General features: G+C 64.8%; 9 protein-coding genes, 1 tRNA gene and 3 pseudogenes. 2 read left to right on the forward strand and 11 right to left on the reverse strand.

Translation table 11 applies throughout. The features are described from left to right. Positions 1-24: 24 nt before the first annotated feature. Together ACILR9_RS13430 and argE are read right to left on the reverse strand one after the other, a co-directional pair. Complete coding sequence (locus ACILR9_RS13430; RefSeq protein ID WP_395710441.1) at positions 25-1,257, reverse strand: alpha-hydroxy acid oxidase; 1,233 nt, start codon at positions 1,255-1,257, stop codon at positions 25-27. Further along, positions 1,254-2,420, reverse strand: a complete 1,167-nt coding sequence (gene argE / locus ACILR9_RS13435) for an acetylornithine deacetylase (RefSeq protein WP_395710442.1) — start codon at positions 2,418-2,420, stop codon at positions 1,254-1,256. Before argE ends, ACILR9_RS13430 begins: the two co-directional genes overlap by 4 nt. A 148-nt stretch (positions 2,421-2,568) precedes the next feature. Here argE and ACILR9_RS13440 point away from each other — a divergent pair. Together ACILR9_RS13440 and ACILR9_RS13445 are read left to right on the forward strand one after the other, a co-directional pair. Continuing rightward, positions 2,569-2,661 (forward strand) — tRNA-Ser (locus ACILR9_RS13440). 36 nt (positions 2,662-2,697) lie between these two features. Continuing rightward, positions 2,698-2,889, forward strand: coding sequence for a hypothetical protein (locus tag ACILR9_RS13445; RefSeq protein ID WP_395710443.1), 192 nt, complete (start codon positions 2,698-2,700; stop codon positions 2,887-2,889). Positions 2,890-3,225: 336 nt separating this feature from the next. On the opposite strand, the pseudogene ACILR9_RS13450 reads toward ACILR9_RS13445, so the two are convergent. From ACILR9_RS13450 to ACILR9_RS13490, 9 genes and pseudogenes are all read right to left on the reverse strand, one after another. After that, positions 3,226-4,251: pseudogene (locus ACILR9_RS13450) on the reverse strand (recombinase family protein); the annotation flags it as partial. Positions 4,252-4,272: 21 nt separating this feature from the next. After that, the gene (locus tag ACILR9_RS13455) at positions 4,273-4,497 is read right to left on the reverse strand and encodes a hypothetical protein (RefSeq protein ID WP_395710444.1); all 225 of its coding nucleotides are present in this window, start codon (positions 4,495-4,497) and stop codon (positions 4,273-4,275) included. 153 nt (positions 4,498-4,650) lie between these two features. Further along, entirely contained in the window at positions 4,651-5,004 is a 354-nt protein-coding gene (locus ACILR9_RS13460) for a type II toxin-antitoxin system PemK/MazF family toxin (protein ID WP_395710445.1), read from the reverse strand. Then, positions 5,001-5,225, reverse strand: coding sequence for an antitoxin MazE family protein (locus ACILR9_RS13465; RefSeq protein ID WP_395710446.1), 225 nt, complete (start codon positions 5,223-5,225; stop codon positions 5,001-5,003). Before ACILR9_RS13465 ends, ACILR9_RS13460 begins: the two co-directional genes overlap by 4 nt. A 230-nt stretch (positions 5,226-5,455) precedes the next feature. Then, positions 5,456-7,564 (reverse strand): DUF3363 domain-containing protein, encoded by a 2,109-nt coding sequence (locus ACILR9_RS13470; RefSeq protein ID WP_395710447.1) that lies wholly within the window; start codon positions 7,562-7,564, stop codon positions 5,456-5,458. 813 nt (positions 7,565-8,377) lie between these two features. Continuing rightward, positions 8,378-9,400, reverse strand: coding sequence for an IS110 family transposase (locus ACILR9_RS13475; protein WP_395710448.1), 1,023 nt, complete (start codon positions 9,398-9,400; stop codon positions 8,378-8,380). Positions 9,401-9,593: 193 nt separating this feature from the next. After that, positions 9,594-10,682 carry an IS110 family transposase gene (locus ACILR9_RS13480; protein ID WP_395710507.1) on the reverse strand — a complete coding sequence of 363 codons (1,089 nt, stop codon included), beginning with the start codon at positions 10,680-10,682 and terminating at the stop codon, positions 9,594-9,596. A gap of 496 nt (positions 10,683-11,178) precedes the next feature. Then, positions 11,179-12,225: pseudogene (locus ACILR9_RS13485) on the reverse strand (IS110 family transposase). A gap of 53 nt (positions 12,226-12,278) precedes the next feature. Next, positions 12,279-12,970 (reverse strand): annotated as a pseudogene (locus tag ACILR9_RS13490) (IS5 family transposase); the annotation flags it as partial. Between the last annotated feature and the right edge of the window lie 78 nt (positions 12,971-13,048).

Raw genomic sequence — 13,048 nt, forward strand, 5'->3', positions numbered from 1 at the left:
CGCTCCCGGCGAGGAAAATGAAACCTACGTTGCCCGGCGCACCATGGCGGGCACGAGCTGCTTCAGCGATGTCGCGCCGAGCTGCATCATGACGTTGCGAGTCTCCTGGTGGAGGAGATTCAGCACCCTTTCCACGCCGGCCTGCCCGAACGCGCCGAGGCCCCAGAGGTAAGGCCGGCCCACGCATACGGCGCGGGCGCCGAGGGCCAGCGCCTTGACGATGTCGGTACCGCGACGGAAGCCCGAATCGATCAGCACGGGAATGCGGCCGTCGACCGCTTCGAGGATCTCGGGCAGGGCGTCGATGGTCGACCGGCCATTGTCCTCCGAGCGGCCGCCGTGGTTGGAAACAACGATGGCGTCGACACCGGCATCGATCGCGAACAGGGCATCCTCGGCGGTCACCAGGCCTTTCAGCACCAGCCGCGTCTTGACCGTGTCGCGCAGGCGCTTGACGAAGCCCCAGGTCAGGTTGTCGACGTGCGTGCCGGTGATGCCGGACGGATTCAGGCCGTCGAAGCTCGGCTTGCGCCGCACGAAGTCCGCCACGCTGAGGCCATGGCACTCGGCGCACGACCGGGAATCGGAGCGCGCCATCCGGCGGAACGTCTCCCACATCTGGAAGGCGATCACGTCGGTGGTGACGACGATCGTGTCGGCGCCGGCCTGCTCGGCGCGTGTCGCCAGCGCCTTGGCGATCTCCCAGTTGTTGGTGGGATAGAGCTGGAACCAGACCGGGGCGCCGCGCGCCTCGATGGCATCCTCGATCGACGTCGTGGCCACGGTCGACAGCATCTCGAGATGGTCGCCGCGGCGCGCGGCGCGCGCCACGGCGAGCTCGCCGTCGGGATGGAAAGCGCGGTTCGAGCCGGTCGGTGCGATCACGACAGGGCTGCGCCAGGTGCGCCCGAACAGCTCCATGCCGAGGTCGACCTTCTGGACATCGACCATGCGGCGCGGCAGCAGCTGGAACTTCAGGAAGCCTTCGCGATTGGCGCGCAAGGTCACCTCGTCGCCGGTGCCGGTGGTCATGTAGCCGAAATGGGCCGGCGGCACCTTCTCCTTCATCACCGGCTCGAAGTCGAAGACGTTCAGCGCTTCGTTGGGCGTGCGGATCAGCTTGTCGAGCGTGCGCGGCGCCCACATCGAGGGATCGGGCAGACGCTGCTCCTGGGCCAGCACCGCCATCGGGCCGGCGAGCAGGGGGCTGCCGGCGAGAAACCTCAGGAAGCGGCGGCGATGCGCCAGCACGCTCACGGGCGCTCTGCCCAGCCGATCAGGCGCCCCAGGAAGGCGTCGCAGGCATCCATCTGGGCGCGGGCGACGAACTCGTTGGGCTGATGGGCCTGGGCGATGTCGCCCGGTCCGCAGATCACCGTCGGGATGCCGTGGCGGCGGAAGATGCCGGCTTCGGTGCCGTAAGGCACGGCGTAGGTCCGGTTGCCGCCGGTCCACTGCAGCGCCAGTCGCGCGGCTTCCTCGTTCTCCTGCGGCAACAGCCCCGGCACGAAGGAGCGGCGCCTGAGCGTGATGTCCGCTTCCGGGTGGCGCGCCTTCATCTTGGGCAGCAGCAGCTCCGCGATGTACCGCTCGGCGCGGCGCTGCACCTCCCACGGATCATCGCCGGGCAGGGTGCGATAGCCCCAGTTCAGCGTGCAATCGCGCGCCAGGATGTTGGCCGCGGTGCCGCCGGTGATGATGCCGACATTGATCGTGGTGTGGCCCGGCACGGTGTCGATGTCGCTGCGCTTGCGCGCCGCCAGCTCGACCTGCAGCCCGTTCAGCCAATGGATGAACTCGCCGGCGAAATGGATGGCGCTGACGCCGAGATGGGTCATCGAGGAATGCGCCTCGAAGCCCTTGAAGGTGGCGATGAGGCCGCCGCCGGCATTCTGGGCGTTGACCACGCTCATCATGGTGGGCTCGCCCACGATCACGGCTTGCGGACGCGGCACCTCGCCGACCAGCCGCTCGGCAAGCGCGTGGGCGCCGAGGCAGCCGATCTCCTCGTCGTAGCTGAAGGCGAAATGCATCGGCACCTTGAGGCGGGCGCGCTGGAAGGCCGGCAGGTTGGCGAGGCAGGCGGCGATGAAGCCCTTCATGTCGCAGGTGCCGCGGCCATAGAGGTTGCCGTCGTCCCGTGCCGTCAGCTGCCAGGGATCGGACGTCCAGGGCTGGCCATCGACAGGCACGACGTCGGTATGGCCCGACAGGACGATGCCGCCCTCGGAGTTGGGCCCGATCGAGGCGAACAGGTTGGCCTTGGTCCCCTCGGCGTTCGGCACAAGGGTGCTCGCAACGCCATGCTCCGCGAGATAGTCGGCGATCCAGTGGATCAACTCCAGGTTGGAATTGCGCGAAGTGGTGTCGAACGCCACCAGGCGCTGCAGCATGTCGATCGAACTCGGCGAGGCGCTCATTCCGGTACCGTGGCACAGTTCAGGCCGATCGGCCAAGGGCCTGATTTTCCATGGAAAATTGACACTATGTTTGACACGCAGGGCTGCCCCGGCTAGAAACGCCGCGCATCCGTCGTGAAACACGACCGCCGGGGTCTTAGCGGGCTGCGGAGAGGTGGCCGAGCGGTCGAAGGCGGCGGTTTGCTAAACCGTTATACGGGGATAACCCGTATCGAGGGTTCGAATCCCTTCCTCTCCGCCATTTCAGTCCTTGAGTGGGCACTGCATTTACACTGCCGTGCGCCACCAGGGTCTGGAGCAGCCGGGACTTCGATCCCATGATCCGGACCTCGCCGATATCCACCTCGACACGCTGGGCGAGCGCGCGCAGATGGTCCCGGCGATAGCCGCCGCCTTCAACCTGGATACGCTCCCGCGCTGTGCGGGCGAACTTGTGCAACGTCTGCGGCGTCACCGCCTGCTGGCCTGAGTTCTGAAGCATGGCCTGCGCGCGTGCGGCGTCGGTCTTCGCCTGATCGCGAACGGCCTTCAGGGCCTCGATGCGATCCTTGAGCGCCGGATCGTCGAGCCCGGCCACTCCCGTCTCGATGGCGTCATAGAGGCGCTTGAGACGCAGGTCCGCCTCCGTGGCCCGCTTGTTCAATTCGGCAATATGCTCGCGGCGGCGATCGGCACGCTCCTCCCTGCGGTCGAGAACGCCGGCAAGGATGGTTTCCAGCCGCTTGGGCTGAAGCAAGCGGTCCTTCAGATGGCTGGCGACCAGGTCGTCCAGTTTCTCCATCGGGATGGCCATGCCCCCGCAGCCGGTCGGGCCCTGCCGCGCCCTGGTCGAGCACGCGTAGTAGCGATAGCGGCCGCTCTTGCCGGTGCGGATGGTCATGGCGCCGCCGCACCTGGCGCAATGGATGAGCCCGGTAAGCATGGTCGGGCCGCTGATCACGCGGGCGGGCATGACCTTCGGGTTGCGGGCCTTGAGCAGCGCCTGGACCGCATCGAACGTCTGCCGATCGATGATCGGCGGCACCGGAACCGTTACTACTTCGCTGGCCGGCTTCCACTCTTTGGACTTCGATCGCCTGTTGAAGTGATGCTCGCCCACATAGGTCAGGCGGGTCAGGATGCGGTGGACCTGAGCGATCCCCCAGCGTCCGCCGTCGCGGGTGAAGATGCGATTGCGGTTGAGGTAGGAAACGATGTTCTTGATGCCCATCTGGCCCGATGTGCCGTCGCCCTGAAGGGCAAGGCGGTAGACCAGCCGCACCGTCTCGGCGTGCAGTGGGTCGATCTCCAGCTTCTTCTTGACCTTCGCCCCGCGTGTCTCGGCGGCAACGGTGCGATAGCCGATGGGCGGCAGCGCCCCGTTCCAGAAGCCCTGGCGGGCATTCTCCTTCAGGGCACGGATGACGTGCTTGGCGTTCTCCTTGGATTGATATTCGTCGAACAGCGCCATGATCTGCCGCATCATGACGTGCATGGGATCGTCGCCCATCTCCTGGGTGATGGAGACGAGCCGCACCCCGTTCTTGGCCAGCTTGCGAACGTAGAACTCGAGCTCGAAGTGATCGCGGAAGAAGCGCGAGAAGCTGTGGACCACGACGATGTCGAAGGGCGCGGGCTTCGACGTGCCCGCCTCGATCATCCGCTGGAACTCGGGGCGGCGATCGTTCATCGCCGATGCGCCCGGCTCCACGAAGGTCTCGACCAACCGATAGCCGCGAGACTGGCAGTACGCCTCGCCCTGGCGCTTCTGGTCGGGGATGGAGACATCATGCTCGGCCTGCCGCGCCGTCGAGACGCGCAGGTAGAGGGCGGCGCGCAGCGGCACGGTCATGGCAGGTGTCTCCTGATCAGATCATGATTGTGGCCCGAACAGCTCGTCGAACAGGTCGCCGAACCAGCGTTCGAAGACGTCGATCTCGGCCTCGGTGACCGGAACGTCCTGCGGCCAGTCGTCGGTGACGGTCCAGCTCGAAAGGTCGTGCTTGGGCGGACGGCCCGGGAATGGCCACGGCTCGCCGAGCAGCTGGCGGAGCTGTTCAGATGCCGAAGGCCGAGGAGGACGCGCAGAGTGAGGCATTTCGCCAAAGTCATGGAGGCGGCAGGCAGAGACAATCGTCCGTCTCTACGCCACAGCCCGACGCGTAGTCTGGGATAATGAAACAAGGACAGGACGGCTCCCGGCGGTGCCGGCGTCAGGTCGGCAGGCACTAGGCGGTGCTCCTTCATGGACCTATGCCTCTTGCTTGGTCCGTGGAGAGACGGCGAGCCCGAGGAAGACGACAATGGCCCGATTGAGCCGCAAGATGTCCTCCTCGTCCAGGCGGCCGATCTGTGCGCCGACTCTACCCTTCGGGACGGTGGTGATCTTGTCCGCCATGAGGCGACAGGCCGCGCGCAGGCCGTTGCGCTCGTTCGGTTCCACGGGCAGCCGGAACAGCGGCGCTTCGGTCTTGTCCGTGGTGAAAGCGCAGACGGTGACGGAAGCGGTGGCGTTGAAGCTGTCATCCTGCACGATGACGACGGGCCGCGGCTTGCCCGCATAGCCCTTGCCGCCTGCGACGGTCCAGATATCGCCACGCCTCATTCATCGCCCCAGTCCGACACCGCGTCGATGAACGCCTGATCTTCGGCGGCGCGGGCGCTTCTCGCGACGGCGAGCGATTGGCGATGCGCTTGCGATCGGAAAGACGGCGCCCGCACGTCCGGCACCCAAATCTGGATCGGACGCAAGCCTTGCGAGCGTAAGCGCTTTCGATGTTCCCGCACCTTGACACGGGAGGGCTTGGGCTTCGCTGCCGGGGCCATGATCTTCCTCCATCTGGGTTACATGTAACCTACCATGAGCCGCTCGCTTTGACCAGCCACTGGGATCAGAAAGGAGCGGACCGCTCCCCACTCCGCCTTAACTGCTTGCCAAGTCCCTGGCGGGCCGGCGACAGGCGGTCAAGGCTGGCGCGGCACGCGCCACCGCGAAGCGGCTGCGGCCTTGACGGGCTGCCGCCGGTCCGGCCTCCTGCCTGCAAGCAGATCAAGGCTCACAACCCCAGCCCGCGCTTCCGCCCGAACGACCAGTCCACGTCACCGCCGGGCATGGCGACGCCGGAGATGTGTCGACCGAGCTGTTGCTCAAGCGCCGGCCGCCACGGCACGAGGCTGAAGCCCAGGCCATCATCGATCATGGCGAACCGGCCGCTGGCAAGCTGCGTCGAGCCGACCAGCTGGCCAGTGACGTAGTTGCCGGGGACGGCCGGCTGCCAGTCCCGCCCACGCTCCGCGGCAAGTGCCCTGCCGGCGCGTTCGATGTCGATGACCTCAAGCCGCCGGATCAGGTCTTTCGGTGCAATGACACGGCCATCGCCATGGTCAGTGGCATAGCCCATGTCGACCAGCGACTGCTTGCGCTTCTCCAGGGCCGCCTTCACCTCGCGGCCGAACCCTTCATCCGCCAGGACGGTACGCTCGCGGGAAGCAAGCTCGCGGTCCAGCCAGGTTGCACCCTCATGGCCGATCTGGTGACCGAGGCCGGTGGGTGACAGGATGCCGATCCGAATGTTCCCGCGGTGCCGCGCCAAGTCATAGGCCTGCCCCCGTTCGACCAGATCAGTCGGGACGCGCCAGTGATCGGCGTCGAGCCGTACGGCATGCCCGGCGCGCCGCAACGCCTCCAGCCGGCGCACATGGGAACGGACGAACGCCTCGGGATCGCCGCCGATGCGGCCGATGCCGGCCCTGGCCCGCTCCAGGTGCACTGACGGGCGATAGAGGCCGTCTTGGCCGGCCACCTCCACGATGTTGCGGTCCGCCGCGCGCGGGCCGGCTTGGCCGGAGCCGGCGGTCACGATCATGCCCCGGCCGATCTCCTCGGCGCGGCCGGCGTCCACCTCCAGATGATGGACGCGCCCGTCCGCGCCGTCGATCACCAGGCGCACGCGATCGGCCATCTCGTCGCCGCCCAGACCCTTATCGAGCACGCGGCCGACGATGCGCTCGGTCGTTTCTTCCTGGTGCAGCATGTAGCTCGTGAAGGGGCGTGCGTCGGCCAGGCCTTCCCGCTCCAGCGCCCGGTGCAGGGTCTTGATGATATCGCCGCGCTCGCCCAGTTCCCGCAAGGTGGGCTCAGCCCTGGGCGAGACGGTCCAGCGGCCGACCTCGACCTCTGTGGCAAGCCGCATGCGCTCCAGCTTGCGCGCCCGCTGGATCAGCAGCGCCCGGTTCTGCCGCATCGTGTCGAGCATGTCCCTGTCGGGGCGGAGGTCGGCGAACTCGCTGCGGCTCTGCTGCTCGGCAATCAGCATGCGGTCGAGCCGGGTGAAGCGCTCGGCGTCGACCTCCCGTTCCAGGCTGCGCGACACTTCCTGCTCGGTCTGCCGGCCCAGCTCCAGGGTGACGACCTCACTCGCCCGCTCGCGGATGCCGTGGGCGATGTAGTCGCCGGCGATATTGAGGGTCTTGCCGTCGTCGGTCACGCCGCGGACGATGATGTGGGTGTGCGGGTGGCCGGTGTTGTGGTGATCGACCGCGATCCAGTCGAGCCGGGTGCCAAGGTCGGCTTCCATCTGCCTCATCAGATCGCGCGTGCTCGCCCGCGGGTCCGACAGCTGGACGCCTTCCTCGGCCGACACGATGAAGCGGAACTGGTGACGGTCCTCGCGGCCGCGCTCTAGAAAAGCGCGGCCGTCCTCCAAGTCGCGCTCGGCCGAATAGAGCTGGCCCTTCTCTCCGTCCTTCGTGACGCCGTCGCGCTGGAGATAGCGCACGTGCGCGTCGACCGCCTTGGCGCTGACGAACTGCCGCCCGCGTGCCGCGCCGCGTTGCGGGTTGAGCTTCACGACGCGCGCCTTCGCGGCAACCCGCCGCGCCCGGGTGCGGGCGCCGCTCCCGTCCCGGCTCCAGGCGCTGCGCCCCTTGAGGCCGAGCGCCACGGAGGCGCCCCGGCCGCGCGCGTTGAACCGGCCACTTGCCGTGCCGGACCCGCCCGGCCGGTTGAGGTCGCCGCCTGCGCGGCGGATTGCTTGATGTACTTCGCCGATAAAGCTCGTGGCGCGAGGCCGCACTCGACGGATACGACGCACTGGCGCCCGCGCGCCGCCGCGATCACGGACCTTACCCGGTCGGATGCGGAAGTCGTCGTCGCCGCGTGCCATGAAGTGACGATTGGAACTGCGAGCACGGCCGGCAAGAGGCTACATGCGGTCGTCGGGCCATGGCGTAGAAAAGCTTGCGCCAGCGTAGGCTCACAAGGACGCACCTCGCGGCGACGGCGCTCGCTGCATTGGAATCAAAAGGAAAACCGGTTCAAGCGCCGCAACCGCACCTCGCCGGGTTATCGAGGTCATCATGAGCGGAGCGATAAAACAACGTGCAGACAAACACTTAGGAACGAAGTTCCGGGAGCGAGGAATCTCGCTTTATCTTGCCGTCCTAATCGGTGGGATGAGTCTGATCTTCTTCGCCATCGTCGTCTCTCCTCTATAGCACGCAACGTCCTTCTTCGCTTCGCGGCAATGCGCCGTTCCACGACGGTTGAGAGTTCCGGTGCGCCGTGCAGTCCTCCGCGCTCAGCGACGGGGTGGGATGGCTGCGGTCGTGCAGCGCTCGAACCGTCGCGGCGCATTTTTCCATCGGATTGACGGGGCATCATCACAGGCAGTCGAGCGTGGTCCGACACCGCAAGCTGTGCGGCCACAGGCAACGTATGGCCTGCCCCGCTGCAAGAGGTTTGCTGAGATGGATGTAACAGTCTGCGTCAACGTATTCGGCCTCGACATCAAATGTCCTGCCAAGATGGAGATTCGCACGCTCGGTTCCTGCTAAGATACACGGCCTCGAAAGGGCCATTGCCTGACGACAGGTTTGCCGAACGTCGATCGACTGTTGGGCCATCTATTCGCGTACCACTCGCAGATCCTTTGCAGCTCGATCGTCTTTACATAACCGCCCCGACCGCTAGAGATTCGTCATGCCGCGACAGGGTCGGCAGCAAACGGTCTGCCGCGCGCCAGCACGGCCCAGACAATTCGAGCCAACTTATTGGCCAGGGCGACGACAACGACATTACGCTTTGCTCTTGCAAGGAGACCGCGCAACCATGCTCCCAGCAGTGTGCTGCTCGCTGCCAAACCTGGCAGCGCCGAGCGGGCGCCGTGGATAAGCAGCACGCGCAAATAGCGGTTTCCTCGCTTTGTGATTCCAACTAACCGGGGATTGCCACCTGTCGTTACTTGACGCGGCGCAAGCCCGAGCCATGCAGCGAAGTCTCGCCCGCGTTCAAAAGCCGCCGCATCGCCCACGGCGGCAACAATTGCCGTACCGTTCAGCACACCGATTCCAGGAATGGATTGGAGACGCTGCGTGGCCTCATCCGACCTGGTCATTGCCTTAAATTCGCGGTCGAAGGCGCCGATACGTGCGTCGAGTTCACGCATCTCGGCTACCAGATCCCCGACGAATCGCTGCATTCGGGCCGACACCGCGACGATGTTCGGAAGCTCCGTTCGCAACCATACTTCAAGCTTGGTGCGACCTTTCGCGATGGTCACACCGCGCTCGAGAAGCAGAGCCCGGAGCTGATTGATCAATGCAGTTCGTGCGGCAACCAGCCGAGCACGGCTGCGGTGCAGGGACTGGACATCGAGTTGCTCTTCCGTCTTCAAAGGAACAAATCTCATAGTAGGCCGCGTCGCTGCTTCAGCGATGCCCTCCGCGTCTCGGTCGTCATTCTTTTGCGATTTGACATACGCTTTGACGTATTCTGGAGGCATTAAGCGCACGTCATGACCTAACGCCACCATCTGCCGTCCCAGATGATGTGCTCCACAGCATGCCTCCATGCCAATAACGCACGCGGGCAGTCTTTGGAGAAAGGCCGCGAGCGAACCAGGACGCATACGACGACGAAGGACGACCTGTCCGGCCGCATCGAGCGCAACCAAGCTGCAGACGTTCTTGCCGAGATCAATTCCGATTACCTTGGCCTCCATAGCTCATCCTTTCCCACGCTTGTGAACCCTGAAAACCTATCTTGGAGCGTCAGGGGCAGGCCATCCCATAAGATAACGTGCGTCCCGTCGTCCTTGGTCTGCACCAGTCCTCATCCGCCGCAGCGGAGCTCCATTGTTCAGTTGGCGGCCGTCGGGATGACGGACCGCAGCATCAAAGGTCCCGGTCGCGCGCTCATGCTTGGGCTCCCAGCAGCTTGCCATCCTTCCGGGCGGCGCGTGCTTGGTTTTCGCTGGTGCTGGCCGCCGCATCGCCAACGTAGCAGGTTCCATCCGTCCACATGGCGTGCATGATCACGGCCAGCTTGCGCGCCACGGCCACCGTCGCCTTGCGGTGGCAGCTGCGCCTGGCCAGCGCCAAGCCCCACGTCTGCACCTTGTCGCGACCCTTGAAGCGCGTCATCAATGCCGACGCCGCCTCGTACAACGCTCGCCGAACATCCCCATCGCCGGCCTTGCTGATGCGACCCTGGACGTCGATCGATGTGCCGGATTGCCAGCGTCGCGAGGTCAGCCCGAAGTACGCCGCCACGTCACGTGAGCGACGGAAGCGCGACGGATCGTCGATCGCCGTCACGAAGCTCAACGCCGTCACCGGACCCACGCCTGGGATCGCCATGAAGCGCCGACAGAGCTCGTGCCGCGCGACGAACTTCACCACCAAGTCGTGCAGCCGGCGGTATTGCTTCCACAGCATCGCCCGTGCCGCCAGCATGGCGTCCATCAGTTCGCTGGTCAGCGCATCGTCGGCCACCGCCTCGCGCACCGCCGCGTCGAAGCCAGTGCGCCCTGTGCCCTTGATGCGGATGCCGAAGGCCTTCAGCGAGTGCCGGATGGTGTTCTCGAGATCCAACACCTTGCGTTTGAGATTGCGCCGTTGCGTCAGCAGAAGCCGCAGCCGGTAGCAGCTCTCCGCCTTGATATGGGCCTGCCGGAACCAGCCGGTTCGCACGATATGCGCCAACGCCAACGCATCCGTCGCATCGGTCTTGTTGCGCTGCGCTGACATGGCCGCGCGCACGTGCCCGGTCTCCAGACAGACCGCCGGCAGACCGCGCTTGACGAGCTCGGGCTGCAGCCAGGGCGACAGCGATCCGGCCTCATGACCCGCGCGCCGTAGCCGCGGCAAGAACGGCTTGAGGGCTGCCGCGATCGCGTCCGGATCGGTCACCACCTCCGTCTGCATCTGCACCTCGCCCTTGTCGTCGACCACGCAGATCGCTGTCCGCTCCATAGACACATCGAGACCCGAGAAGAATTCCATCGCTCGCCTCCTGCGTTGCTGCTTCACCGCAGCGACGTTAACAGCAGGCGCACCCGACAATTGCCTTTCGCCGGTGCCATACGGTGCACACCGATTACGGGCCGCAGTCCTAATCAGGCCACTCAAGTCAAGATGCTCGTTCGCTTTTCTTCGATCTACCTTCCATCGTCACCTACCTTTCTCACTGCGTGAACAGCGGCCAGAGTCCGTCCGTCAACACGCATGCGGTTTGCAATCTCCAGGCGGGGTCCATGCGTTCCTTCGCGATCAGCACAGGGCCGTCGCATGCTCTTCAACAGTCGTAACAAGGTGGTCCAAGCAGTCATAGCGCTCTCATCCTCGAGGGATGGCAGCCGGCAAGATAGCGGACATTCCCTGTTTCGCGGCCCCGCCAGGGGACACTCACCGCGCGCGCGGGTCTCGATCTCATCTCCTCTCGTGCAAGTTCTCGGCAACTCCAACTACAAGATGACCGGCCATGCCCGACACGACATCGCTACGCCGGCTTCAACTTGACCTTCTCGATCACCTTCGCACCGAAGCCCACTTGGAACTCCGTGCCGTCGATCCACATACGGTGCAGGATGCCCGCCAGCTTGCGAGCGACGGCCACGATCGCGCAAAGCATGCTCGTCCGCTTTGCGACCCGGAGCCCCCAGGCCCGCAAGGCAGAGTAGCGCTTCACCCGCAGCAGCAAGCTTGCAGCGGCCTCGCAGAGAGCTTCGCGGACAGTACCATCACCCTGCTTGGTTATGTGCCCTTCGAAGTCGATGGATGTACCGGATTGATGTCGCCTGGGCGTCAAACCGAAGTGCGCCCCAACCGTTCGTGATCTGGTGAAGCGCAGCGGATCATCGACGCCAACCTTGAACGACAGCGCGGTAACGGGACCAACGCCCGGCACGGTCATGAGACGTCGACAAACGACATCATGTTGCACGACCCGCAGAAGGATCTTGTGCAGTCGATTGAAGCCCTCCCAGACGGCCCGGCGCACGTCCAGCATGGTCTCGATCATTGTCGTAAAGACGATGTCGGTACGCTCGACCAGCTCGCGCACCCGCGCTTCGAAGCCCGCTCGACCGACCGGGCCGATCAACAATCCATAGGTCCTGAGCGCTCCTCGAATGTGATTCTCCATGTCGATGAGCTTGCGCTTCAACAGCTTGCGGTTGGACAGCAGCGTGCGCAGCCTCTGCGCCTCGATGTTCTTGACATGCACCGCCCGGAACCAACCCAGCCGCATCATCTGAGCAATGCCGCGGGCATCGTTACGGTCGGTCTTGTTGCGCATGGCCGACAGAGACACATGCATATGTCGCGCTTCCACGACGATCACCGGAAGACCGGCCGGGTGCAGCTCACGATAGAGCCAAAGTCCAATCGACGACGCTTACAAGCCTATCCGCTGCAGGTCATCGGCGAAGCCCGCCAGTGCCGAGCGGATCGCTTCCGGTTCGGTCGGAACCTTCGGTTCGCGGACGTTCTTGCCGTCCTGGTCCACAACGCAAAGACTAGGGCTGAGACTCATTAAATCCACCATACGATAGCAGCAGCGAGGCAGACGGAGGCGAGGAAGTTTCGAGCGAGTCTGTCGTATCGGGTGAAGACGCGTCGGAAGTCTTTGAGGCGGCAGAAGGCATTCTCGATGAGATGTCGCTGCCTGTAGGTCTTTTTACTGAAGCTGAAGGGCTGTTTGCGGTTTGAGGTATTGGGGATGACCGGCTTGGTGCCGCGCTCGGTCAGCCATTGCCGCAACTCGGCGCTGTCATAGGCCTTGTCGGCGAGCAGCTTCTTGGCGGCCTTTGTGCGTCGGATCAGGCGCTGAGCTGGTGGACAGTCGTGCGCTTGGCCGCCGGTCAGGAGGATGGAAAGAAGGCGGCCTTTAGCATCTGCGAGTGCATGGATCTTCGTGTTGCGCCCTCCACGAGAGCGACCGATCGCCTGTGTCTGCTCCCCCCTTTTGCGCCCGCAGCAGAGCGATGCGTCTTGATGTGCGTCGAGTCGATCATCTGGGTGGCGGTTGATCGACCGCGCCCCGCAAGTTCGCGAAACAAATTCTCCCAGACGCCTCGCCGAGCCCAGCGCGTGAAGCGATTGTAGATCGTCGTATGCGGGCCGTACTCCGGCGGACAATCCTTCCAGCGACAGCCACTTCGCAGCACATGCAGGATACCGCTGATGACACGTCGATCATCCGCTCGCTCCTTGCCCCGTACGTCGGTCGGCAAGTGTGGTTCGATCCGCCGCCACTGATCGTCGTCGAGCCAGAATAGGTTGCTACGCATCTGCTGCTCCGTTTGACAGCAGAGAATCAACAACCGATTCTAATCGCAACCAATTTATTGGGTTTCAGCCCTAGTTTC

The sequence above is a fragment of the Reyranella sp. genome, assembly GCF_044224635.1.
Taxonomy (GTDB): Bacteria; Pseudomonadota; Alphaproteobacteria; order Reyranellales; family Reyranellaceae; genus Reyranella.

What these genes read in the sequence shown, in the direction of transcription:
- argE (WP_395710442.1), bottom strand. Translation starts at nt 2,420, where the DNA reads ATGAGCGCCTCGCCGAGTTCGATCGACATGCTGCAGCGCCTGGTGGCG.
- ACILR9_RS13455 (WP_395710444.1), bottom strand. Translation starts at nt 4,497, where the DNA reads ATGCCTCACTCTGCGCGTCCTCCTCGGCCTTCGGCATCTGAACAGCTC.
- ACILR9_RS13460 (WP_395710445.1), bottom strand. Translation starts at nt 5,004, where the DNA reads ATGAGGCGTGGCGATATCTGGACCGTCGCAGGCGGCAAGGGCTATGCG.
- ACILR9_RS13465 (WP_395710446.1), bottom strand. Translation starts at nt 5,225, where the DNA reads ATGGCCCCGGCAGCGAAGCCCAAGCCCTCCCGTGTCAAGGTGCGGGAA.
- ACILR9_RS13470 (WP_395710447.1), bottom strand. Translation starts at nt 7,564, where the DNA reads ATGGCACGCGGCGACGACGACTTCCGCATCCGACCGGGTAAGGTCCGT.
- ACILR9_RS13475 (WP_395710448.1), bottom strand. Translation starts at nt 9,400, where the DNA reads ATGGAGGCCAAGGTAATCGGAATTGATCTCGGCAAGAACGTCTGCAGC.
- ACILR9_RS13480 (WP_395710507.1), bottom strand. Translation starts at nt 10,682, where the DNA reads ATGGAATTCTTCTCGGGTCTCGATGTGTCTATGGAGCGGACAGCGATC.